22 protein-coding genes and 2 tRNA genes are annotated in these 24,217 nt (G+C 59.4%); 19 read left to right on the top strand and 5 right to left on the bottom strand.

Annotation, left to right across the window (positions count from 1 at the left end; translation table 11 throughout):
* The first annotated feature begins 22 nt into the window (after positions 1-22).
* From AO353_RS16965 to AO353_RS16950, 4 genes are read left to right on the top strand one after another with little or no spacing between them, the layout of a single operon-like run.
* Entirely contained in the window at positions 23-751 is a 729-nt protein-coding gene (locus tag AO353_RS16965; RefSeq protein ID WP_054595991.1) for an ABC transporter permease, read from the top strand.
* Positions 748-1,458 carry an ABC transporter permease gene (locus AO353_RS16960; protein ID WP_054595990.1) on the top strand — a complete coding sequence of 237 codons (711 nt, stop codon included), beginning with the start codon at positions 748-750 and terminating at the stop codon, positions 1,456-1,458. Before AO353_RS16965 ends, AO353_RS16960 begins: the two co-directional genes overlap by 4 nt.
* A gap of 27 nt (positions 1,459-1,485) precedes the next feature.
* Positions 1,486-2,604, top strand: coding sequence for a succinylglutamate desuccinylase/aspartoacylase family protein (locus tag AO353_RS16955; RefSeq protein ID WP_054595989.1), 1,119 nt, complete (start codon positions 1,486-1,488; stop codon positions 2,602-2,604).
* A gap of 13 nt (positions 2,605-2,617) precedes the next feature.
* On the top strand, positions 2,618-3,382 hold the full coding sequence (locus AO353_RS16950; RefSeq protein WP_054595988.1) for an ABC transporter ATP-binding protein: 765 nt from the start codon (positions 2,618-2,620) through the stop codon (positions 3,380-3,382).
* Positions 3,383-3,524: 142 nt separating this feature from the next.
* On the opposite strand, the gene AO353_RS16945 is transcribed toward AO353_RS16950, so the two are convergent.
* Together AO353_RS16945 and dcd are read right to left on the bottom strand one after the other, a co-directional pair.
* A complete protein-coding gene (locus AO353_RS16945) occupies positions 3,525-3,743 on the bottom strand; it encodes a hypothetical protein (protein ID WP_054595987.1) in 219 nt (72 codons plus the stop codon).
* Positions 3,744-3,850: 107 nt separating this feature from the next.
* The gene (gene dcd, locus AO353_RS16940) at positions 3,851-4,417 is read right to left on the bottom strand and encodes a dCTP deaminase (protein ID WP_019692149.1); all 567 of its coding nucleotides are present in this window, start codon (positions 4,415-4,417) and stop codon (positions 3,851-3,853) included.
* Between the two features lie 355 nt (positions 4,418-4,772).
* Here dcd and AO353_RS16935 point away from each other — a divergent pair, with 355 nt between their 5' ends.
* From AO353_RS16935 to AO353_RS16915, 5 genes are all read left to right on the top strand, one after another.
* On the top strand, positions 4,773-4,982 hold the full coding sequence (locus AO353_RS16935) for a cold-shock protein (RefSeq protein WP_002554837.1): 210 nt from the start codon (positions 4,773-4,775) through the stop codon (positions 4,980-4,982).
* Positions 4,983-5,177: 195 nt separating this feature from the next.
* Positions 5,178-5,492 (top strand): MGMT family protein, encoded by a 315-nt coding sequence (locus tag AO353_RS16930; RefSeq protein WP_219731303.1) that lies wholly within the window; start codon positions 5,178-5,180, stop codon positions 5,490-5,492.
* A gap of 43 nt (positions 5,493-5,535) precedes the next feature.
* Positions 5,536-7,098 carry an AmpG family muropeptide MFS transporter gene (locus AO353_RS16925; protein WP_054595985.1) on the top strand — a complete coding sequence of 521 codons (1,563 nt, stop codon included), beginning with the start codon at positions 5,536-5,538 and terminating at the stop codon, positions 7,096-7,098.
* A 125-nt stretch (positions 7,099-7,223) separates the two neighbouring features.
* Complete coding sequence (locus tag AO353_RS16920; RefSeq protein WP_054595984.1) at positions 7,224-8,939, top strand: proline--tRNA ligase; 1,716 nt, start codon at positions 7,224-7,226, stop codon at positions 8,937-8,939.
* A 17-nt stretch (positions 8,940-8,956) separates the two neighbouring features.
* Positions 8,957-9,910 (top strand): hypothetical protein, encoded by a 954-nt coding sequence (locus AO353_RS16915; RefSeq protein WP_054595983.1) that lies wholly within the window; start codon positions 8,957-8,959, stop codon positions 9,908-9,910.
* A gap of 66 nt (positions 9,911-9,976) precedes the next feature.
* Here AO353_RS16915 and dinB read toward each other — a convergent pair whose 3' ends face one another.
* On the bottom strand, positions 9,977-11,038 hold the full coding sequence (gene dinB / locus AO353_RS16910; protein WP_054595982.1) for a DNA polymerase IV: 1,062 nt from the start codon (positions 11,036-11,038) through the stop codon (positions 9,977-9,979).
* Positions 11,039-11,337: 299 nt separating this feature from the next.
* Here dinB and AO353_RS16905 point away from each other — a divergent pair.
* The 5 genes from AO353_RS16905 (at position 11,338) to AO353_RS16885 (ending at position 16,797) form a co-directional block, all read left to right on the top strand.
* A tRNA-Met gene (locus AO353_RS16905) sits at positions 11,338-11,414 on the top strand.
* Positions 11,415-11,636: 222 nt separating this feature from the next.
* Positions 11,637-11,713, top strand: a tRNA-Met gene (locus AO353_RS16900).
* Between the two features lie 278 nt (positions 11,714-11,991).
* Positions 11,992-14,634, top strand: a complete 2,643-nt coding sequence (mprF, locus tag AO353_RS16895; protein ID WP_054595981.1) for a bifunctional lysylphosphatidylglycerol flippase/synthetase MprF — start codon at positions 11,992-11,994, stop codon at positions 14,632-14,634.
* On the top strand, positions 14,634-15,929 hold the full coding sequence (locus tag AO353_RS16890) for a virulence factor family protein (RefSeq protein WP_054595980.1): 1,296 nt from the start codon (positions 14,634-14,636) through the stop codon (positions 15,927-15,929). Before mprF ends, AO353_RS16890 begins: the two co-directional genes overlap by 1 nt.
* A 541-nt stretch (positions 15,930-16,470) precedes the next feature.
* A complete protein-coding gene (locus AO353_RS16885; protein ID WP_054595979.1) occupies positions 16,471-16,797 on the top strand; it encodes a DUF3077 domain-containing protein in 327 nt (108 codons plus the stop codon).
* Between the two features lie 59 nt (positions 16,798-16,856).
* Here the strand turns inward: AO353_RS16885 and AO353_RS16880 are convergent, their stop codons facing one another.
* A complete protein-coding gene (locus tag AO353_RS16880; protein WP_371917631.1) occupies positions 16,857-18,698 on the bottom strand; it encodes a potassium transporter Kup in 1,842 nt (613 codons plus the stop codon).
* 385 nt (positions 18,699-19,083) lie between these two features.
* On the opposite strand from AO353_RS16880, the gene rimO reads away from it, so the two are divergent.
* From rimO to tsaA, 5 genes are all read left to right on the top strand, one after another.
* Positions 19,084-20,418: a 30S ribosomal protein S12 methylthiotransferase RimO gene (gene rimO, locus AO353_RS16875; RefSeq protein ID WP_054595977.1), complete on the top strand. Its 1,335-nt coding sequence runs from the start codon at positions 19,084-19,086 to the stop codon at positions 20,416-20,418.
* 115 nt (positions 20,419-20,533) lie between these two features.
* Positions 20,534-21,007: a GNAT family N-acetyltransferase gene (locus AO353_RS16870; RefSeq protein ID WP_054595976.1), complete on the top strand. Its 474-nt coding sequence runs from the start codon at positions 20,534-20,536 to the stop codon at positions 21,005-21,007.
* Between the two features lie 83 nt (positions 21,008-21,090).
* Complete coding sequence (locus AO353_RS16865; protein WP_054595975.1) at positions 21,091-21,801, top strand: rRNA pseudouridine synthase; 711 nt, start codon at positions 21,091-21,093, stop codon at positions 21,799-21,801.
* A gap of 67 nt (positions 21,802-21,868) precedes the next feature.
* On the top strand, positions 21,869-22,336 hold the full coding sequence (locus AO353_RS16860; protein WP_019692130.1) for a DUF1456 family protein: 468 nt from the start codon (positions 21,869-21,871) through the stop codon (positions 22,334-22,336).
* Positions 22,337-22,584: 248 nt separating this feature from the next.
* A complete protein-coding gene (gene tsaA / locus AO353_RS16855; protein WP_054595974.1) occupies positions 22,585-23,283 on the top strand; it encodes a tRNA (N6-threonylcarbamoyladenosine(37)-N6)-methyltransferase TrmO in 699 nt (232 codons plus the stop codon).
* 111 nt (positions 23,284-23,394) lie between these two features.
* Here tsaA and fpr read toward each other — a convergent pair whose 3' ends face one another.
* A complete protein-coding gene (fpr, locus tag AO353_RS16850; RefSeq protein ID WP_003189055.1) occupies positions 23,395-24,174 on the bottom strand; it encodes a ferredoxin-NADP reductase in 780 nt (259 codons plus the stop codon).
* Positions 24,175-24,217 lie beyond the last annotated feature (43 nt).

The raw sequence follows: 24,217 nt of genomic DNA, 5'->3' as shown, positions 1-24,217 counted from the left end.
ACGCTATCAGGTTGCAGATTTTATGTTCGAACAACTCTTACAAAACCTCGGGCTTTCTGCCTTCAGCTTGAAGGGCTTTGGCCCGCTGCTGATGCAAGGCACTTGGATGACCATCAAATTATCGGTGTTGTCGCTGCTGGTGGCCGTGTTGCTCGGCCTGCTCGGCGCCACTGCCAAACTCTCCAGCGTCAAACTGCTACGAGTTCCCGCCCAGATCTACACCACCCTGATTCGCGGCGTGCCGGACCTGGTGCTGATGCTGCTGATTTTCTACAGCCTGCAAACCTGGCTGACCTCCCTGACCGATCTGATGGAATGGGAGTACATCGAAATCAACCCGTTCAGCGCCGGGGTCATCACCCTGGGCTTTATCTACGGCGCGTACTTCACCGAGACCTTTCGCGGCGCAATCCTCGCCGTTCCACGGGGTCAGGTCGAAGCCGCCACGGCTTATGGCCTCAAGCGCGGCCAGCGGTTTCGCTTCGTGGTGTTCCCGCAGATGATGCGCTTTGCCCTGCCGGGCATCGGCAATAACTGGATGGTGATGCTCAAGGCCACTGCGCTGGTGTCGATCATCGGCTTGGCGGACCTGGTCAAAGCGGCTCAGGACGCCGGTAAAAGCTCCTATCAACTGTTTTACTTCCTGGTGCTGGCCGCCTTGATTTACCTGCTGATCACCAGCGCTTCGAACTTTGTCCTGCGCAGGCTTGAACGCCGTTATGCCGCCGGTGCCCGGGAGGCCGTACGATGATCGAACTTCTACAGGACTACTGGAAACCGTTCCTTTATACCGACGGCTACCACATCACCGGCCTGGCGATGACCATGTGGCTGCTCAGCGCCTCGATCTTCATCGGTTTCCTGGTGTCGATTCCGCTGTCGATTGCCCGGGTTTCCAGCAAGCTCTATGTGCGCTGGCCGGTGCAGTTCTACACTTACCTGTTTCGCGGTACGCCGCTGTATATCCAGCTGCTGATTTGCTACACCGGGATCTACAGCCTGGCCGCGGTCCGTGCGCAGCCAGTACTCGACGCGTTCTTTCGCGATGCGATGAACTGCACCATCTTAGCCTTTGCCCTGAACACCTGCGCCTACACCACGGAGATTTTCGCCGGGGCGATTCGCAGTATGAACCACGGTGAAGTCGAAGCCGCCAAGGCCTACGGTCTGACGGGTTGGAAGCTATATGCCTACGTGATCATGCCGTCGGCCCTGCGTCGTTCGTTGCCGTACTACAGCAACGAAGTGATCCTGATGCTGCACTCGACCACTGTAGCCTTCACCGCCACCGTCCCGGACGTTCTGAAAGTCGCTCGTGACGCCAACTCGGCGACCTTCCTGACCTTTCAGTCGTTCGGCATTGCCGCGCTGATTTACCTGACCGTCACCTTTGCGCTGGTCGGCCTGTTCCGACTGGCCGAACGCCGATGGCTGGCGTTCCTCGGGCCGACTCACTAGCTCTCCTGCTTCAGGACACAAAAGCAAATGCGCCACCAGATCCATGACCTGCTTGCCCCACTGCCGGGCACTGCACGACAGATCCACAGCTTCCACTTCGGCCCGACCCAGGCCAAAGGCAAAATCTACATCCAGTCCTCGCTGCACGCCGACGAAATGCCCGGCATGCTGGTGGCTTGGCACCTCAAGCTGCGCCTGGCCGAGCTCGAAGCCGCCGGCCGTCTGCGCAGCGAGATCGTGCTGGTGCCCGTGGCCAACCCGATTGGCCTCGAACAAGTGCTGATGGACGTGCCACTGGGCCGCTATGAACTGGAAAGCGGACAGAACTTCAACCGCTGGTTCGTCGACCTCGGTGAAGAAGTCGGCAACGAGATCGAAGGGCAACTCAACGACGACCCACAACACAACCTTGAGTTGATCCGCAGCAGCCTGCGCAATGCGCTGGCTCGGCAAACCGCCCGCACCCAACTGCAATCCCAGCGCCTGACCCTGCAAACACTGGCCTGCGACGCGGACATGGTGCTGGACCTGCATTGTGATTTCGAAGCCGTCGCGCACCTGTACACCACGCCCGAGGCCTGGCCGCAAGTCGAGCCACTGGCGCGCTACATCGGCGCCGAAGCCAGCCTGCTGGCCACCGACTCCGGCGGTCATTCGTTCGATGAGTGTTTCACGCTGGTCTGGTGGCAAATGCAGGAACGCTTCGGTGAGCATTTCGACATTCCGCTGGGCAGCTTCTCGGTGACCGTCGAATTGCGCGGTCAAGGCGACGTCAATCATCCGCTGGCCAGCCTCGATTGCCAGGCGCTGATCGACTATCTGGTTCATTTCGGCGCAATCGAAGGTGAAGCCGCACCCTTGCCCGAACTGCCCTACCCTGCCACGCCACTGGCCGCAGTAGAACCGGTTGCAACCCCGGTCGGCGGCTTGCTGGTGTACCACGTGCTGCCGGGCGAGTACCTGGAGGCGGGACAACTGATCGCCGAAATCATCGACCCGATCGGCGACCGCGTGACCCCGGTTCATTGCGCCAACGCCGGCCTGCTCTACGCCCGTTCGACTCGCCGGATGGCCACCGCAGGCATGGTGATCGCCCATGTTGCAGGCCTCGAAGCCTATCGCACCGGCTACCTACTTTCGCCTTGAGGATGCATGCCCCATGTACAAACTGACCATCGAAGGCCTGCATAAATGCTACGGCACTCATGAAGTGCTCAAAGGCGTTTCGCTCAAGGCCAAGACCGGTGACGTGATCAGCCTGATCGGCGCCAGCGGCTCGGGCAAAAGTACCTTTTTGCGCTGCATCAACTTTCTCGAGCAACCCAACGACGGCGCCATGAGCCTGGACGGTCAAGCGATCCGCATGATCAAAGACTCCCATGGCATGCGGGTGGCCGATGAAGCCGAGCTGCAACGAATTCGTACCCGCCTGGCAATGGTGTTCCAGCACTTCAACCTGTGGAGCCACATGACGGTGCTGGAAAACATCACCATGGCCCCGCGCCGGGTGCTGGGTGTCAGCAAGAAAGACGCCGAAGATCGCGCCCGGCGTTATCTGGACAAGGTCGGCCTCGCGGCACGTGTGGCCGATCAATACCCGGCGTTCCTGTCGGGCGGTCAGCAACAACGTGTTGCCATTGCCCGCGCACTGGCGATGGAGCCGGAAGTCATGCTGTTCGACGAACCGACCTCGGCGCTGGACCCGGAGCTGGTGGGCGAAGTGCTCAAAGTGATCCAGGGCTTGGCCGAAGAAGGCCGGACCATGATCATGGTGACCCACGAAATGAGCTTCGCCCGCAAAGTCTCGAATCAGGTGCTGTTCCTGCATCAGGGGCTGGTAGAGGAAGAAGGCGCGCCTGAAGACGTGCTCGGCAATCCGAAGAGCGAACGCCTCAAGCAATTCCTCAGCGGCAACCTCAAGTAACCCCAGATGCCGTAGGAGCGTGGCTTGCCCGCGATGGGGCAACGCGATTTATCTGATAACCCGCGTTATCGTTCATCGCGGGCAAGCCACGCTCCCACAGGGATCAATCCAACCTCGGGCCATTGAATTTCGATGCGGAAAATCAGGCAACCGGCGCGGGAGGCGGCTTATCCGGCAAGGTGGGTTCGCCAGGCTCGCCTGGTTCCGTCGGTTGTTCGTTCGGGGTATCGGGGTCGGGCTGACCAGGGATTCCGCCGGCCTGCGTGACAGGCGGATGCGCCAGCAATGACCAGGCCAGCAGGCCCACTTGATTGGGCTCAAGCCTTGCCAGTTCGGCACTTACTCGCGGATCGATCTTCATGAAGCACTCCTGAGCGATGGCCCGATACGCCTTGCGCGCATCGGAGCAGTACACCCCATAGAGTGTACGCCCGCTCAGGAATTCCAACGGTTTGTCAGACGGCTGACTCAGGTACGCGGCAGCGTCACGCCACGCTGGCCCTGATACTTGCCGCCACGGTCCTTATAAGACACTTCACACTCTTCGTCGGACTCGAAAAACAGCATCTGCGCCACGCCTTCGTTGGCGTAGATCTTTGCAGGCAACGTGGTGGTGTTCGAGAACTCCAGGGTCACGTGACCTTCCCACTCCGGCTCCAGCGGCGTGACGTTGACGATGATGCCGCAACGAGCGTAGGTGCTCTTGCCCAGGCAGATCGTCAGTACATTGCGCGGAATACGGAAGAACTCGACGGTACGCGCCAGCGCGAAAGAGTTCGGCGGAATGATGCAGACATCGCTTTTGACGTCGACGAAGCTCTTCTCATCGAAGTTTTTCGGATCGACAGTCGCCGAATTGATGTTGGTGAACACCTTGAATTCATCGGCGCAACGCACGTCATAGCCGTAGCTCGATACGCCGAAGGAAATCAGCCGGTCGGCGCCTTCGCCACGCATCTGACGCTCTACGAACGGCTCGATCATGCCGTGCTCTTGCGCCATGCGGCGAATCCACTTGTCCGATTTGATGCTCATGGCGGGGGTGTCCTGAATAGCGAGGTGGAAAAATTCTGTCCGGCATCTTACCGGGGCGCGCCGCCGGTTCAAAGTCCGGGGCACAATTCTCGCCGATCCCCCACGATTTCCGGGCCTTCGCGGCAATACGGCACACCGTCAGTCATGAAAACAGAGAAACCTTCGCAAAGACCATTGGCACGTTCAGGAAAAAGGGTTAAGGTGGCGCCACTGTGCTGCTTGTGTCACTGAGAATCTCTACACGATATGTTGAATTTCGATCCAACCATCTACAAGAATTTTTCCTGCTCTTTGCACTCAGTCTCGGCCAGGGTTCTTCCTGAGTCGCAGTTATCTTTGTTCAAGGAGTTACACCATGTCTAATCGCCAAACCGGTACCGTTAAGTGGTTCAACGATGAAAAAGGCTTCGGCTTCATCACTCCACAATCCGGTGACGACCTGTTCGTTCACTTCAAAGCTATCCAATCCGACGGCTTCAAAAGCCTGAAAGAAGGCCAACAGGTTTCTTTCATCGCTACCCGCGGTCAGAAAGGCATGCAAGCTGAAGAAGTTCAAGTTATCTAACTTGTCCTGATTTAGTAAAAGGCCCCGCCCTCAAAAGCGGGGCTTTTTTGTGCCTGTCTGTTTTTACCGGCCACACCCGATTTGGCGAGATTTTCATTCGCTCACGGAAGACTTACTCTGGAAGCAGCCTCAACACCCTCATCAGGAAGCGGCAACGTGACTGACGCCAACCATGAAACCGAGACCCCGGCACAGATGCGCCGAACCACGCTCTACCTGACCCTGGCCCAGGTTCCGGAAGGCAAAGTGGTGAGTTACGGTCAACTCGCCGAACTGGCAGGCTTGGGGCGGGCCGCCCGCTGGGTGGGGCGCACATTGAGTCAGTTGCCCGGCGACACCAAGCTGCCCTGGCATCGTGTATTGGCTGCCGGCGGTCGCCTCAGCCTACCAGCGGGAAGCCCCTCCGGCGATGAACAGCGGGCACGCTTGCGCATGGAAGGTGTCAGTGTCCTGAACAATCGTGTTGATATTCAGCGTCATGGCTGGCGCCCGGTAGAGCACAGCGGTTAGAGTGCGCGCTTTGTTTTCGCAATTTTGAGGCAGACTCCAGCCCATGCCCCGTAAAACCTGGCGCGCCGCGCTCGCTGCTTATGCCAGCCCCTCGACGCTCGTACTATTGCTACTGGGTTTCGCCGCTGGCCTACCCTACATGCTGGTGTTCTCAACGCTATCCGTCTGGCTGCGTGAGGCCGGCGTAGCCCGTGAAACGATTGGTTATGCCAGCCTGATCGGGCTGGCCTATGCGTTTAAATGGGTGTGGTCGCCACTTCTCGACCAGTGGCGCCTGCCATTACTCGGCAAACTCGGCCGACGACGCTCGTGGCTGGTCCTGGCGCAAATACTGCTGGTCCTCGGCCTGATCGGCATGGGTTTCTGCGACCCGCAAAAGCACCTGTCCTGGCTGATTGCGATTGCCGTTCTGGTCGCGTTCGCCTCTGCCACCCAGGATATTGCCGTCGACGCCTATCGCCTGGAAATTGTCGACGACACGCGCCAAGCTGCATTGGCCGCCAGTTATATGTCCGGCTATCGGGTCGCGGCGCTCCTGGCGACAGCCGGTGCACTGTTCATTGCCGAAGGTTTCGGCTCCACCGGGTTCAACTACAAACACTCGGCCTGGACCGGCACCTACGCGCTGTTCGGCCTGCTGATGATCCCGGCGTTGGTGACCACCCTGCTGATGCGCGAACCTCCCGTGCCGCTGCGTACCCAGCTGTCCGCCGGGCGCTACAGCTTTGTGCACCAACTCGCCTCGGTATTCGTACTCATCGTTTTGCTGGTATCCGTACCCGCGATGTTTACCCAGCTCTACAACACTGATTTCGCCAGCGTCATCACGGGCGCCATGAGCCCATTGGATCTGCTGCTGGAAGATCGGGCATTTCTACGAGCGCTGCTCTACATCATCCTGACCAGCCTGTGCCTCTCCACCATGGGCCGCCGCGGCCTGGCCCCGGTGCTGACGCCCGTCAACGACTTCGTTGTCCGCTACCGCTGGCAGGCCTTTCTGCTGCTGGGCCTGATCGCCACCTACCGAATGTCCGACACTGTGATGGGCGTAATGGCCAACGTGTTCTACATCGACCTGGGCTTCACCAAGGATCAGATCGCCGGCGTCAGCAAGATCTTCGGCCTGATCATGACCCTGGTAGGCGCCGGCATGGGTGGCCTGCTGATCGTGCGTTTCGGCATCCTGCCGATTCTGTTCATCGGCGGGTTCGCATCAGCTGCTACCAACCTGCTGTTTGTGATGCTCGCCGACATGGGCGCCAACCTGGAGATGCTGATCGTCACCATCTCCCTCGACAACTTCAGTTCGGGCATGGCGACCTCGGCCTTCGTCGCCTACCTGTCGAGCCTGACCAACCTGAAGTTTTCCGCGACCCAGTACGCCCTGCTCAGCTCGATCATGCTCCTGCTGCCACGCCTGATCGGCGGCTACTCCGGAGTCATGGTGGAGAAATACGGCTATCACAACTTCTTCATCATCACAGCGCTGCTTGGCGTGCCGACCCTGCTGTTGATCGCCCTGCACTGGTTCCAGGAAAACCGCCGCGAAGGCCCGACTCCAACGCCCGAGCCTGCCCAGACCGCTACCGCCGTCGAAGAATCATAGCCCCTTGAGTGCGGGGCTTTCTCCGCACTCAAGCCACACCGCCGGCCGCAATCCTGTACGCCAGCAAATCTCGCCCGTACAATGCTTCGTCACTTCTAGTCTTCAGCAACCGACAACGGCCTACCATGCGCACCAGTCAATATTTGCTCGCCACACAGAAAGAAACGCCTTCCGATGCGGTCGTCGTCAGCCATCAGCTGATGCTGCGCGCCGGCATGATCCGCAAACTCGCCTCCGGCCTGTACACCTGGCTGCCGATGGGCTTGCGAGTGATGCGCAAGGTCGAAGCCGTCGTTCGTGAAGAAATGAACGCCGCCGGCTCTCTCGAAGTGTTGATGCCGAGCACTCAACCGGCTGAGCTGTGGCAGGAATCCGGTCGCTGGGAAGAGTACGGCCCTGAACTGCTGCGCTTCAAGGATCGTCACGGTCGCGACTTCTGCGCCGGTCCGACTCACGAAGAAGTGATCACCGACCTGATGCGCAACGAGTTGAGCAGCTACAAGCAGCTGCCGATCAACCTGTACCAGATCCAGACCAAATTCCGTGACGAAATCCGCCCACGCTTCGGCTTGATGCGCGGTCGCGAATTCATCATGAAGGACGCTTACTCCTTCCACGCCGACCAGGCATCGCTGCAGATCACTTACGACCGCATGCACCAGGCGTACTGCAACGTGTTCACCCGCCTCGGCCTGAAGTTCCGCCCTGTAGAAGCCGACAACGGCTCCATCGGCGGCGCCGGCTCCCACGAGTTCCACGTACTGGCCGAATCCGGTGAAGACGACATTGTCTTCAGCAACGGTTCCGACTACGCAGCGAACATCGAGAAAGCCGAAGCCGTACCACGGGAGACCTCGCGCGCCGCACCGTCTGAAGAGTTGCGCCTGGTCGACACCCCGAACGCCAAGACCATTGCGCAACTGGTCGAAGGCTTCAACCTGCCAATCGAAAAAACCATCAAGACCCTGGTGGTTCACGCTGAAGAGAAAGGCAAGCTGATTGCCCTGATCATCCGTGGCGACCACGAGCTGAACGAAATCAAGGCCGCCAACCAGCCTGGCGTCGCCAGCCCGCTGGTCATGGCCTCTGAAGCCGAACTGCGTGACGCCATTGGCGCCGGCGCCGGCTCCCTTGGCCCGCTGAACCTGCCGCTGCCAATCATCATCGACCGTTCCGTCGAACTGATGAGCGACTTCGGCATCGGTGCCAACATCGACGACAAACACTACTTCGGCGTGAACTGGGAGCGCGATCTGCCAGTACCGACCGTTGCCGACCTGCGTAACGTCGTGTCCGGCGACCCTAGCCCTGACGGCAAAGGCACCCTGGAAATCAAGCGCGGCATCGAAGTCGGGCACATCTTCCAGCTGGGCAACAAGTACAGCAAAGCGATGAAGTGCGAAGTACTCGGCGAGAACGGCAAGCCGGTCACCCTGGAAATGGGCTGCTATGGCATCGGCGTGTCCCGCGTAGTAGCTGCGGCCATCGAGCAGAACAATGACGAGAAAGGCATCATCTGGAGCGACGCCCTCGCGCCCTTCCAGATCGCCCTGGTGCCTCTGCGCTACGAAACCGAGCAGGTTCGCGAAGCGACCGACAAGCTGTACGCGGAACTGACCGCTGCCGGCTTCGAAGTGCTGCTGGACGATCGCGACAAGAAAACCAGCCCGGGCATCAAGTTCGCGGACATGGAGCTGATCGGCATTCCTCACCGGATCGTGGTCAGTGACCGCGGCCTTGCCGAAGGTAACCTGGAATACAAGAGCCGTACCGAGGCCGAGCCGCAAGCGCTGCCGGTCGCTGACGTGCTGTCGTTCCTTCAGGCTCGTATCCGCCGCTGACACCAGATAGAGAAGTCATGTTCAAGCGAAACACCTTAAACCTCGGTGGTGCCGCCCTGTGCGGCACCCTGTTGCTCAGCGGCTGCGCCAATCAGATGTCACAACGCAGCGAGCACGAGGAACGCATCGAGCGCAAACTGCTCGATCACAGCCTGCAGATCGATGTCGGTGAGCCTAAGGTGCTTGAGCTGCCGCAACGCCGGGTTCGGATTCACGAGCAGAAGACCTTCGAGGTCACCGAGTACGATGTCACCCGGCGCTACGATCGCTACACGCCTTACCAACCCTGGCGCAAGGTCTACGAGATTCCGCTGGGCGCGGTGACTTTGGTGGGCGGCGTCGGCGCAAACATCGCCAACGTGTTCGCCCTCGGCAACCTGCCAGACAGCATGACCAAGGACTGGATCAGCAATGGCATTGCCGGGCTCAACCCGTTCATGAACATACAGTCCCATGGTCGCGCACAACAGAACCTGGCCGGTATCGATGAAGTCCAGCGTGATAAGCGTATGGAATATTCGAGCCTGCCATGGAGCGAGCGCCCGGTAGAGGTCAAGGCCGGCACGCAGACCTTCGAGCTCACCACCGACCGCAACGGCGTGTTGCGCTTGAACCTGCTGGACAGCCCGTTCGCGGAACAGGACCTGAACCGTATCGGCAAGCTGCAGATTACTGTTGAAGATGCTCAGGACGATGTGCACACCGACTCGTCCCTGACGATCAGCAGCACCTTGCGCAGCAAGCTGCTGGAAGCTCATACGCTGATTTACGACGACCTCGAAGACGACGAAGTGAGCCAGTGGGTACACCGGGTCAAACGCCTGTCGGAGCTGGGCCTGGAAGAAGAAGCCAGCGAGCTGGAACAAAGCCTGATCGAACTGACCCGCAACGATCCCGAGTTGCAAAGCGAGTTTCTCAAGTCGCTGACCAAGGATGCCGGGCGTTTGGTGGCGGATCCAGGGCCGAACTAAAGCTTAAAAGCATCGCGGGCAAGCCTTGCTCCTACAGAGTCAAACGCGCTTGCCCCCGATCGGACCCTACCGCTCAAACAGATCCAACTGCTCGAACCCGCCACGCAGATCCTGCAAGCGCACGCCAATCCCCAGCAAACGCACGGGTTTGCCACCCCGATTGAACGCCTGAGTCAGCAACAACTGATAGCTACCAAGATCACGCCCTGCCCCGGCCTGCTCCAGTGTCGTCTGGGTAAAATCATGGAACTTCACTTTGACGAACGGCTTGCCCGGCCGGTAGCTGCTATCGATCCGCGCCATACGCCCGTTCAGGGTTTCCAGCAGGTCCGGTAGTTTATCCAGGCAACTAAGCAGATCCGGCAGATCCACATCGTAGGTATTTTCGACACTCACCGACTGCCGGCGACTGTCGTTCTGCACCTGCCGACCATCGATCCCACGCGCCAGACTCCACAGACGCTCGCCAAAACTGCCAAATTCGCGCACCAGCGCCAGCTTGTTCCACTCACGCAACTGCAGGCAATCGGCAATACCGAGCTTTGCCAGCTTGTCGGCAGTGACTTTGCCGACACCATGCAATTTGCTCACCGGCAACTGCGAGACGAAGTCCTCGACCTGATCCGGCGTGATCACAAACAATCCGTTGGGCTTTTTCCAGTCACTGGCGATCTTCGCGAGAAACTTGTTCGGCGCTACACCCGCCGAGACGGTGATATGTAGCTGATTGGAGACGCGGCGCCGAATGTCCTGGGCAATTCGCGTGGCACTGCCAGCGAAATGCGTGCTTTCCGACACGTCGAGGTACGCCTCATCCAGCGACAGTGGCTCGATCAGGTCGGTGTAATCGCGAAAAATCACCTGGATCTCTTTCGACGCTTCTCTATAGGCATCCATGCGCGGCTTGACGATGACCAGGTCCGGGCACAGCTTCAAGGCATGCCGTGAGGACATGGCCGAGCGCACCCCGTAAGCCCGCGCCTCATAGTTGCACGTCGCGATAACTCCGCGATGATCCGCCGAGCCACCCACCGCCAGCGGCTTGCTCGCCAGAGTCGGGTCGTCACGCATCTCGATGGCGGCATAAAAGCAGTCACAATCGACGTGGATGATTTTGCGCTGCGTCATATAAGGCAGTGTTCAATGAAGGAAAAAGGACTACGGCGAACCGGATCGCCAGTATCTCACTGACAACTGTATATAGCACCAGTGCCTGATTTCTTATCTCATAGCAGAAGAAAATGCCTGCACTGGATTTATTTTTTCAATCGAAACAAACCCGTCAATAGAGCTGAAAGCCTTATACAGCAAGCCCTCAAGCCCAATTCGACTGTCTGACTGATACGCTAAGCGATTGAACAGGAACAGATTTTTATCAATTAGCAATTGACAGCCCGGCGATCCTCTGTAGAATGCCGACACACAGACGCGGGATGGAGCAGTCTGGTAGCTCGTCGGGCTCATAACCCGAAGGTCGTCGGTTCAAATCCGGCTCCCGCAACCAAACATCAAAAAAGGCTACTCGAAAGAGTGGCCTTTTTTGTGCGCGTGTGTTTTTCGTCACCCCTCCTTCCCTCTTGTCGCCAGAGCCAGGAAAAAACCCTTTGCGCTTCTTATACTTAACCTGAGCGCAGCAACCGTCCGACGCTAATTAACGTTAATTTGACCAAGCAGGCTATTAACGGTTGACACTCAGGCGATCGCCTGTAGAATGCCGCCACACAGACGCGGGATGGAGCAGTCTGGTAGCTCGTCGGGCTCATAACCCGAAGGTCGTCGGTTCAAATCCGGCTCCCGCAACCAAACATCAAAAAAGGCTGCTCGAAAGAGCGGCCTTTTTTGTATCTGTAGAAAAGTCCTTTCGCAACAATGATCTGGCAATGTTCTACGAACCTTTGGCACCCTTCAGGGTCCACCAGATCAGGCTATGCTGAGTCGCAGGCAAGCCTCTCTACGATTGAATGTGCGTAATCCCCAATGCTCGGTGATACGCGTTAATATTTGTGATTATTTTTTTCTACAGGGATTGGTAACTTGGCTGGATACCCCCATCCTGTCGCGCACAATCCAAGAGGTGATTGATGCGCGCCAACTCGTCTGATTTACAAGACACCGTCACAGCGACACAACCGATCACAGCCACCCGTTTGCACTGGCTGGATCTGGTCAGCAAGTACCGTCAGCCCATTGGCCTGGCGGTCACACTGCTATTGTTCGCTATCGCGCTGATTGCCTGTCGCCATCTATTAAGCGAGCTGGATCTCTACGCCCTGCACGACTCGATTCTGGAAGTGCCGAAGCCGGCCCTGCTCGGCGCATTGGCTGCAACCATTGCCGGCTTCATCATCTTGCTCGGCTATGAATGGTCAGCCACGCGTTACGCTGGCGTGAACTTGCCGCCGCGCACCATGATTCTGGGTGGCTTCACCGCATTCGCCATCGGTAACGCCATTGGCCTTTCGCTGCTGTCCGGCGGTTCGGTGCGTTACCGCCTGTACGCACGTCACGGGCTCGGGGCATCGGAAGTCGCCCACATGACGCTGTTTGCCAGCCTGTCATTGGGCTGCGCCCTGCCGCCGCTCGCGGCCCTGGCGACACTCAGCAACCTGCCTGCTGCCTCCATCGCGCTGCATGTGTCGCAGCCGTTGCTGGGCGCCATTGCGATTGCCGTGTTGCTGCTGTGCTCGGTATTGGCCATCGGCCTCTACCGCCGCCGCCTGCCAGAACAACCGTATACGGACAATCTGCTGGTTCGCATCGGACGACGCACGCTACGCTTGCCGGGTCGTCGCCTGACCTTCCTGCAATTGGTGATTACCGCACTGGACGTGGCAGCCGCCGCGACCGTGCTGTATCTGCTGCTGCCGGAAGCGCCACCGTTCGGCGCCTTCCTGTTGGTCTATCTGCTGGCCCTGGCCGCTGGCGTGCTCAGCCACGTACCGGGCGGCGTCGGGGTATTCGAAGCGATTCTGCTGGCGGCCTTCGCCGACAAGCTCGGCGCTGCGCCACTGGCCGCCGCCCTGCTGCTGTATCGCCTGATCTATGTGGTTCTGCCGCTATTGGCGGCTTGCGTCCTGCTGCTGATCAATGAAGCACAGCGCCTGTTCAACACCCGTCAATCGCTGCGCGCCGCCTCGGGCATGGCCGCGCCGGTACTGGCGATCCTGGTGTTCCTGTCTGGTGTGGTATTGCTGTTCTCCGGTGCGACACCGGAAATCGACACCCGTCTGGAACACATCGGGTTCCTGATTCCCCATCGCCTGGTCGACGCCTCGCACTTCGGTGCCAGCCTGATCGGCGTGCTCTGCCTGTTGCTGGCTCAAGGTCTGCGTCGTCGCCTCTCGGCCGCGTGGATGCTGACCACCATCTTGCTGATGATCGGTGCCGTGCTCTCGCTGCTCAAAGGGTTCGACTGGGAAGAAGCCTGCCTGATGATCCTGACCGCCAGCCTGCTGGCGATCTTCCGTCGCTCTTTCTACCGCCCAAGCCGCTTGACCGAAGTGCCGTTCTCGCCGCTATACCTGGTGGCCAGCCTGTGCGTATTGGGTGCCTCGATCTGGCTCCTGCTGTTCGCCTATCAGGATGTGCCGTACAGCCATCAATTGTGGTGGCAGTTCACCCTGGATTCCGATGCCCCGCGCGGCCTGCGCTCGTTGCTCGGGGCGGCCGTTCTGCTGGTGGTGGTGTCTCTGACCTGGCTGCTGCGCACCGCGCGCCCGGTGATTCATCAGCCCGACGCCGCAGAACTGGATAAGGCGCTGAAGATCCTGATGGCCTCATCGCAACCGGACGGCGGCCTCGCCCTGACCGGTGACAAGGCGCTACTGTTTCACCCTAACGACGAAGCGTTCTTGATGTATGCGCGTCGTGGCCGCAGCCTGGTGGCCCTGTACGACCCGATCGGCCCGACCCAGCAACGCGCGGAAATGATCTGGCAGTTCCGTGACCTCTGCGACCTTCATCACGCCCGTCCGGTGTTCTATCAGGTACGCGCCGAAAACCTGCCGTACTACATGGACATCGGCCTGACCGCGATCAAACTGGGCGAAGAAGCGCGGGTTGACCTGCATCGCTTTGATCTCGAGGCCAAGGGCAAAGAGATGAAGGACCTGCGTTACACCTGGAACCGTGGCACCCGCGATGGCCTGTCGCTGGAAATCTACGAACCGGGTCAAGCCCCCATGGAGGAGCTGAAGGTCATTTCCGATGCCTGGCTGACCGGCAAGAACGTTCGTGAAAAAGGCTTCTCCCTCGGCCGTTTCAGCGACGATTACCTCAAGCACTTCCGTATCGCGATCATTCACTTTGAAGGTCGCCCGGTGGCATTCGCCAACCTGCTCGAGACGTATAGCCACGACCTGGCCAGCCTCGACCTGATGCGTGCACACCCGGATGCGCCCAAGCTGACCATGGAGTTCATGATGGTCGGCCTGATTCAACATTATAAAAATCATGGATATGCACGTTTCAGTCTGGGCATGGTGCCGCTGTCGGGTCTGCAACCCCGTCGTGGCGCGCCACTGACCCAACGCCTCGGCTCGATGGTGTTTCGCCGTGGCGAGCAGCTCTATAACTTCCAGGGGCTGCGCCGCTTCAAGGACAAATTCCAGCCTGACTGGGAACCTCGTTACATGGCCGTGCCCGCCGGACTCGATCCGCTGGTGGCACTGGCCGATACCGCCGCCCTGATTGCGGGCGGCTTGACTGGATTGGTGAAACGCTGATGATTCAACGCTCCTGGCGGTATGTATTAGCCACTCTGGTGGTACTGGCTGTGATCCTCGGTGGCGGTTACTGGTACTGGAGCCGCCCGGCCCCCGAGCCCACCCTCGAACTGCTGACGCCTGTTGATGGCCCGGCAATGACCCGGGTCATTCCTGGCACCACGCCGCGTGCCCAGGTGGTCGTCGCGGTGAACGAAGATCAGAAGCTCAGCGACAAGCAACTGATGACCCTGAGCCGTGGCGGTGCCGCGCAAATCGTTCAGGTGGTCCTGCCCACGGACTGCGCGCAGCAAGGTAATGCCCTGCAGGCCGCCTTCCAGCAGCTCAAGGGCCCAGCGACCCTGGTCAGCGGTATCGGCCCTGGCGCCATCCTGGCCTGGCGCTGGCTGGCCGAGCAGAAGGACGACAAGTCCCAGGCCGTTTCAGTAGACCTGGCGCTGGAAAAACCCGGCTGTACACAACAGCTGCCAAAAAGCGCAGCCCACGGTCACTGGCTGGTCGCATGGAACGATAACCCGGACGACACCAGCGCCGGCTTCGTGCGCGATCAACCCAATGCCGAAACCAGCATCAGCGACTACGACATCAACCTGCCGCAAGTCCTCAACAACGAACTGCGCAAGCTCCTCGTCGGCGCTGACAAGGGCAACGGCGGCCTGAACATTCCTGTGGTCGAAGTGCCCGCCGGCCAGGCCAAGGACACCGTCACCCTGTTCCTTTCCGGTGACGGCGGCTGGCGTGACCTGGACCGTGACGTAGCCGGTGAAATGGCGAAGATCGGTTACCCGGTGGTCGGCATCGACACCCTGCGCTACTACTGGCAGCACAAGAGCCCTGAGCAAAGCGCCATTGACCTTACCGAACTGATGCAGCACTACCGTCAGAAGTGGGGCACCAAACGCTTCATCCTGACGGGCTATTCGTTCGGTGCCGACGTCTTGCCAGCGATCTACAACCGTATGCCGGAAAGCGAACAGCAACGGGTCGATGCAATCATCCTGCTGGCCTTTGCCCGCACCGGCAGCTTCGAAATCCAGGTCGAAGGCTGGCTCGGCAATGCCGGCAAAGAGGCCGACACCGGCCCGGAAATGGCCAAGCTGCCCGCCGACAAGGTCCTGTGCATCTACGGCGCAGAAGAAATCGCCGAGAGTGGCTGCACCGACAAGACCGCTGTGGGTGAAGCCTTGAAGCTGCCGGGCGGCCACCACTTCGACGAGAACTACCCGGCCCTGGCCAAACGTCTGGTCAATGCGATCGAGAAGCGTCAGAACAAGGACAAGGTCGCAGAACAGTGACCTGAGCCGAGTTCAACAAAAAGCCTCCGTTAGCGCAAGGTAACGGGGGCTTTTTTGTGAGCACTGTCCTCAGTCCCAGGACAAAGGACAGTCGCTAACCCAGGCCAAATGAACAGTCAACGCACTGTCGCTGGAATAACAACTGCGCAAGCACCCAGCGGCTTGTAAATCGCTCGCCGCGTTTACTTTCGTTTACTCAAGGTGTCGAAATATCGGATGACGCTCGCAGACCTTGTAGGCAAACTCCGAATCTTGCGTTGGGGCACTTTGATGCCTTGTTGCGCTTTTCTTCGACGGGATACTCTCCGGACGTCGCTGTGCTTTCAGCGATCGGGCTTGGAAACCCGTCGAACCGTAGCGCAACAGCACCCCATCATGACTGCAGAGTTTTTTACGACTGCAATCCTGTGTTATGGCGGCTGTGCGTGGGACGCCTTCGGGCGTGCCGGTTCCTAGGTTCCCGGTTTTCCAACCTGCGTACAGCCGTCACCCATTCGCTTGGAAACGAATGTGGCGGCTCCTTGAACCCAGGAGTAACACCATGACCAAAACAGATTCTTCCGCGACTTCAGAACTGAAAACCATCGGCTTGACCCCTCTCATCTACTGCTCGGACCGGGCCTTATTCAACGTCCGCGCCGGTGTTCCCATCGTTGATGCATTGTCACAGGCCTCTGATCTGCTGTTCCTCGCCCGATCATTTGCTCAGGATGCCGCCTTCGCAAAAGGCACCGACCGCCACGCCTGGGCCGCGCATTATCTGACGGCAATGAGCAAGGCAGTGATTGATGACGTGGTAAAGGTCCTGACCCCGCGACCGGCCCGGACAAAGACCAAATCCGAAGACCCGCGGCCTGAAAGCAACTAAAGGCACAGAGACGAAAAAGCCCCCGTTACCAAACTGGCAACGGGGGCTTTTTGTGAGGCTTACATTTCTACCTGTGTACCCAGCTCAATCACCCGGTTCACCGGCAACTTGAAGAACCGCAAGTTGCCGTTGGCGTTTTTCAGCATGAAGGCGAACAACGCCTCGCGCCAGCGAGCCATGCCGACGAGCTTGGAGGTGATGACCGTTTCCCGGCTGAGGAAGTAAGTCGTGCGCATCGGGCTGAAGTCCAGTTCATCGAGATGGCACAACTTCAGCGCTTGCGGCACATCCGGTTCGTCCGTAAAACCGAAGTGCAGGATCACCCGGTAGAACCCTTCACCGTAGGAGTCGACCTCAAACCGTCGCTGTGTCGGCACCCGCGGAATGTCCTCGTAAACCACCGTCAGCAACACCACCTGCTCATGCAACACCTGGTTGTGCAGCAAGTTGTGCAACAACGCATGGGGCACCGCATCCGGCCGCGCGGTCAGGAACACCGCCGTACCCTGGACCCGGTGAGGTGGCTGCACGCGAATACTGCTGATGAAAATCGGCAACGGCAGACCGCCTTCATCCAGTCGATCCACCAGCAGCTCTTTACCGCGTTTCCAGGTGGTCATGAGGATAAACAGCACAATCCCCGCCAATACCGGGAAGGCACCGCCCTGCACGATTTTAGGTACGTTGGCGGCGAAGTACAGCCCGTCCACCAGCAGGAAGCCGACCAGGATCGGCACCGTCAGGATAGGCGACCACTTCCACAGCAACAGCATGACCGCCGCCACCAGAATACTGGTGATCAACATGGTCCCGGTGACCGCCACACCGTAAGCCGAGGCCAGGGCGTTGGACGACCCGAAACCCAGCACCAGCAAAATAACGCCGACCATCAGCGTCCAGTTCACCGCGCCGATGTAGATCTGGCCTTGCTCGGCACTTGAGGTGTGCTGAATGTACATGCGCGGGATGTAGCCGAGCTGAATCGCCTGACGGGTCAGGGAGAACGCACCGGAAATCACCGCCTGGGAAGCGATCACCGTGGCCAGTGTCGACAGCACCACCAATGGAATCAATGCCCAGCCCGGTGCCAGCAGATAGAACGGGTTACGCGCGGCGTCCGGGTTCTCCAGCAGCAACGCGCCCTGACCAAAGTAGTTGAGCACCAGCGCCGGCAGCACCAATGCGAACCAGGCACGGGCAATCGGCTTGCGACCAAAGTGGCCCATGTCCGCATACAACGCTTCAGCGCCGGTCAACGACAACACCACCGCGCCAAGAATCGCGATGCCTATGCCAGGGTGAACCTCGAAGAAGCGTACACCCCAGATCGGGTTCAGCGCTTGCAGCACTTCCGGATGCCGGGAGATACCCAGTACCCCCAGTACACCCAGCACCAGGAACCACGACACCATCACCGGACCGAACAACTTGCCGATGCGGTCAGTGCCGTGTTTCTGGATCAGGAACAACCCCACCAGCACGATCAGCGACAACGGCACGACCCAGCGTTCGAGGCCCTCGAATGCCAGCTCCAGACCTTCCACCGCCGACAATACGGAAATCGCCGGGGTGATCATGCTGTCGCCGTAGAACAACGCAGCGCCGATCAGACCGAGGATCACCAGCACCGATTGCAGCCGCGGATACGATGCCGAGGCTCGCCGCGCCAACGCGGTCAGGGCCATGATCCCGCCTTCGCCCTGGTTGTCGGCACGCAGAATGAACAACACGTACTTGATCGAGACGACCCAGATCAGCGACCAGAAAATCAGCGCCAGAATCCCGAATACTCCGTCATGGTTGGCTTGCACCCCATAGCCGCCGGTAAACACCTCTTTGAGGGTATAGAGCGGGCTGGTACCGATATCGCCATAAACCACCCCGACCGCCGCCACCAACATTCCCAAGGGCTTTGCTGCCCCGGAATGCGCTGAGCCTACTGCCTGACTACTTGCCTGACCCATCAACCACTCCTGCCACCAAGACCGGGGCTTCATGTAAAAAGCACGACACGAACAAGCGCCTGAGCTTTGCCAATCTGCGCAGACTGCCGTGCAGCATGCGCTGTTTTACTTATTGATACAGGCGATTTATTGACTTAAAAAATACGCCTGGGTGTAACGGCGCGAAGCATAGCGCAGCACTCGTCGTATTTCCCTCCATAAAGCTGGTCAACTGCGCTGACCACCGCTAGAATTGCGCACTTTTTGATCAGAGGCGCGTCAAGCGCCCGTCTGTCGCCTTGCCGTTGTCGGCTGGAGGCGTCACAAAACACCGAGGTTAGACATGTCCACCACAACGCCGGCCAACCCTAAAGTTGGTTTCGTATCCCTGGGTTGCCCGAAAGCACTGGTCGACTCCGAGCGCATCCTCACCCAACTGCGCATGGAAGGCTATGACGTCGTGTCGACCTATCAGGACGCCGATGTCGTGGTGGTCAACACCTGCGGCTTCATCGACTCGGCCAAGGCCGAATCCCTTGAAGTGATCGGCGAAGCCATCAAGGAAAACGGCAAGGTCATCGTCACCGGCTGCATGGGCGTCGAAGAAGGCAACATCCGCAACGTACACCCGAGCGTGCTGGCCGTCACCGGTCCGCAGCAGTACGAGCAAGTGGTCAACGCCGTGCACGACGTCGTGCCACCGCGCAAGGACCACAACCCGCTGATCGACCTGGTGCCGCCGCAAGGCATCAAGCTGACGCCGCGTCACTACGCCTACCTGAAGATTTCCGAAGGCTGCAACCACAGCTGCAGCTTCTGCATCATCCCGTCGATGCGCGGCAAACTGGTCAGCCGTCCAGTGGGCGATGTGCTCGACGAAGCCCAGCGCCTGGTCAAATCCGGCGTTAAAGAGCTGCTGGTGATTTCCCAGGACACCAGCGCCTACGGCGTTGACGTCAAGTACCGCACCGGTTTCTGGAATGGCGCGCCGGTGAAAACCCGCATGACCGAACTCTGCGAAGCGCTCAGCACCCTCGGCGTCTGGGTTCGCCTGCACTACGTTTACCCGTACCCGCACGTCGATGAGCTGATCCCGCTGATGGCCGCCGGGAAAATCCTGCCGTACCTGGACATCCCGTTCCAGCACGCCAGCCCGAAAGTGCTCAAGGCGATGAAACGTCCAGCGTTTGAAGACAAGACCCTGGCGCGCATCAAGAACTGGCGCGAGATCTGTCCGGACCTGATCATCCGTTCGACCTTCATCGTCGGCTTCCCCGGCGAAACCGAAGAAGACTTCCAGTACCTGCTGAACTGGCTGACCGAAGCCCAGCTCGACCGCGTCGGCTGCTTCCAGTACTCGCCGGTTGAAGGCGCACCGGCCAACGATCTGGATCTGGAGATCGTTCCAGACGAGGTCAAGCAAGACCGCTGGGATCGCTTCATGGCGCACCAGCAGGCCATCAGCTCGGCGCGCCTGCAAATGCGCATCGGCCGTGAAATCGAAGTGCTGGTCGATGAAGTCGACGAGCAAGGCGCGGTTGGCCGTTGCTTCTTCGACGCCCCGGAAATCGACGGCAACGTATTCATCGACAACGGCAGCAACCTCAAGCCGGGCGACAAAGTCTGGTGCAAAGTGACCGACGCCGACGAATACGACCTGTGGGCTGAACAGATCTAAACGCAAAAAATATGAAAAGCCCCGCTCTCTTCACGAGATGCGGGGCTTTTTTACGTCTATCGTATTGTTCAGCAAGAGGATTCAACCTCACTCACGGCACAAGGGGCAGGCGGGCATGCGCCATCATTCGGTCATCCACACACCAAAACACAGCGACTATGAAGAACTGACCCGGGTCTGGGAGGCGTCGGTCCGCGCCACGCATGACTTTTTACCGGACAGTTACATCGAGCTACTGAAAAACCTGGTGCTTACCCGCTATCTGGATGCCGTCATGCTGATCTGCACCCGCGACCGACACCAGCACATCACCGGGTTCGCCGGCGTTGCGGCAGGCAAGATCGAAATGCTCTTTATCGCCCCCGAACACCGTGGCGAGGGCCTGGGCAAACAACTGCTGAACTACGCCATGGAACACCTCAACGCCGATCAACTGGACGTCAACGAACAAAACCCGCAAGCCTTGGGGTTTTATTTCAAACAGGGTTTCGAAGTCATCGGACGCTCGGAGATCGATGGCATGGGCCAGCCTTATCCGCTGTTGCACATGCGTTTGAAACAGGCCAATCAACAGGCGCGGCGCGGCTAAAAGCCACACGAGGCAAATGGACCCGCGATTAACCGGCGCGAGGCAGGTACAATGCCTCCCCCCTTTTGTAACGGCTCCCTGTCATGACTGACCCGATTCGTCTCTCCAAACGCCTCATCGAGCTCGTCGGCTGCTCCCGTCGGGAGGCTGAGCTGTTCATTGAGGGCGGCTGGGTCACCGTGGACGGCGAAGTCATCGATGAGCCGCAGTTCAAGGTCGACACCCAGAAAGTCGAACTCGACCCCGAAGCCAAGGCTACCGCACCGGAACCCGTGACCATCCTGCTGCACGCGCCAGCGGGCATGGACGCCGAGACCGCCCTGCAACTGATCGGCCCCGAGACCCTGAGCGAAGAACACCGCTTCAGCAAACGTCCGCTCAAGGGCCACTTCCTGCGCCTGACCGCCAGCGCCGACCTGCAGGCCAACGCCAGCGGGCTGTTGGTGTTCACCCAGGACTGGAAGATCCTGCGCAAACTCACTGCCGATGCCAGCAAGATCGAGCAAGAGTATGTGGTCGAGGTCGAAGGTGACATGGTCGCTCACGGGCTCAACCGCCTGACCCACGGCCCGTCGTACAAAGGCAAGGAACTGCCAGCGGTCAAAGCCAGCTGGCAGAACGAAAATCGCCTGCGCTTCGCGATGAAAAACCCGCAACCGGGGATCATCGCCCTGCTCTGCCAGGCTGTCGGCCTCAAGGTCGTCGCCATCCGCCGCATCCGTATCGGCGGTGTTTCCATCGGCAAAGTGCCGGTGGGCCAATGGCGCTATCTGTCTGCCAAAGAGAAATTCTAAGGCCGCCACACATTTCGGCGTCGCCGTTAACGGCAACGCCCACAGCTGAATGATCAGGACTGCACACATGATTCATAACGACGTACTGCGCAGCGTGCGCTACATGCTCGACATCAGTGACAAAAAAGTCATCGAGATCATCAAGCTCGGCGGCATGGATGTCACCCTGCCCGACCTGGTGACGTACCTCGACAAGAAAGAAGAAGACGAAGAAGGCTTCGTACGCTGCCCGGACGAGGTCATGGCGCACTTCCTCGATGGCCTGGTGTTCTTCAAGCGCGGCAAGGACGAAAGCCGTCCACCGCAGCCGATCGAGCTGCCAGTCACCAACAACATCATCCTGAAGAAACTGCGCGTGGCCTTCGAACTGAAAGAAGACGACATGCACGCCATCCTCAAGGCCGCCGAATTTCCGGTCTCCAAGCCTGAGCTGAGCGCACTGTTCCGCAAGTTCGGCCACACCAACTATCGCCCTTGTGGCGACCAGTTGCTGCGCAATTTCCTCAAGGGCCTGACCCTGCGCGTTCGCGGCTGATCACCTGGCCTGCGGTGACCGGGAACATCATTCCACTGGATGGCGGGTTCAGCCTCTGACGCTCTTGTGGCGAGGGAGCTTGCTCCCGTTCGGCTGCGCAGCAGCCGTAAAATTGGCACCTTAATTGATCGGGAAGGACTCGGTCACAGGTTTTGGGGGCGCTTCGCACCCCAGCGGGAGCAAGCTCCCTCGCCACAGAGGCAGCGTGGGTTATCATGCCCACCTCTTTTCCGTCTCGACCCCAGACCATGACCTACAGCGTTTCCCCGATCGGCTTCGTGCGCTCCTGCTTCAAGGAGAAGTTCGCCATTCCGCGTCAGCCGCAACTGGCACCGGCCGCTCGCGGCATTCTGGAATTGGTGGCACCGTTCGATCAGGGTGATGCGGTGCAAGGCCTGGAGCAGGTCAGCCATGTCTGGCTGCTGTTCCTGTTCCATCAGGCACTGGAAGACAAGCCGCGACTCAAAGTCCGCCCACCGCGCCTGGGCGGTAACAAGTCCATGGGCGTGTTTGCCACGCGCGCGACCCATCGGCCCAACGGCATTGGCCAATCGGTGGTCAAGCTGGACAAGGTTGAAGCCAATCGCCTGTGGATCTCCGGCATTGACCTGCTGGACGGTACACCGATTCTCGACATCAAACCCTACGTGCCCTATGCCGATATCATCCCGGGCGCATCCAACGAGATCGCCAGCGCCGCGCCGCAACTGATTCCCGTGCTGTGGGCGGATTCAGCCTTGCAACAGGCGCATACGCACGCTCAGCGCCTTGAAGAGCCCTTGGTCGAGCTGATCGAGCAATGCCTGGCGCAAGACCCACGCCCGGCTTACCAGACACCCGCACCCGAACGCGAATACGGCGCACAGTTCTGGGACCTGGACGTACGCTGGCATTACCCGCAAGCCGGGCTGATCCGCGTCCTTGAAGTCATCCCCGCGAAAGCCTGAACCCCAGAAACGCAAAAGCCCGCGCTGCCTTCTCAGGCAACGCGGGCTGATCGTTCCCACGCTCTGCGTGGGAATGCATCCTGTGACGCTCTGCGTCAGCGGAACAACAGCTTACTTCTCGACGAACGCACGCTCGATCAGGTAGTCACCGGGCTCACGCATACGCGGCGAAACTTTCAGACCGAAGCTGTTCAGTACTTCGCTGGTTTCGTCGAGCATGCTCGGGCTGCCGCAGAGCATGGCGCGGTCGTCTTCAGGATTGATCGGCGGTAGGCCGATATCGCTGAACAACTTGCCGCTGCGCATCAGGTCGGTCAGACGACCTTCGTTTTCAAACGGTTCGCGGGTCACGGTCGGGTAGTAGATCAACTTGTCACGCAGGGCCTCGCCGAAGAACTCGTTCTGCGGCAGGTGCTCGGTGATGAACTCGCGGTAAGCGACTTCGTTGACGTAACGTACGCCGTGGCACAGGATCACTTTTTCGAAACGCTCGTAGGTTTCCGGATCCTGGATGACGCTCATGAACGGCGCCAGACCGGTGCCGGTGCTGAGCAGGTACAGATGCTTGCCAGGCTTCAAATCGTCCAGCACCAGGGTGCCGGTCGGTTTTTTGCTGATGATGATCTCGTCGCCTTCCTTCAGATGTTGCAACTGGGAAGTCAGCGGACCATCGGGAACCTTGATGCTGAAGAACTCGAGATGCTCTTCCCAGTTCGGGCTGGCAATCGAGTAAGCGCGCATAAGCGGGCGGCCGTTGGGCTGCTGCAGGCCGATCATCACGAACTGGCCGTTCTCGAAGCGCAGGCCCGGATCGCGGGTGCACTTGAAGCTGAACAGAGTGTCATTCCAGTGGTGAACACTGAGGACACGCTCGTGGTTCATGTTGCTCATGTACGGGGGACTCCTGGAGATTTTGTCTGCGCATGCTCTGCGC

The organism is Pseudomonas fluorescens, assembly GCF_001307155.1.
GTDB classification, from domain to species: Bacteria; Pseudomonadota; Gammaproteobacteria; order Pseudomonadales; family Pseudomonadaceae; genus Aquipseudomonas; species Aquipseudomonas helvetica.
This window is presented reverse-complemented; position numbering and strand designations above follow the sequence as displayed.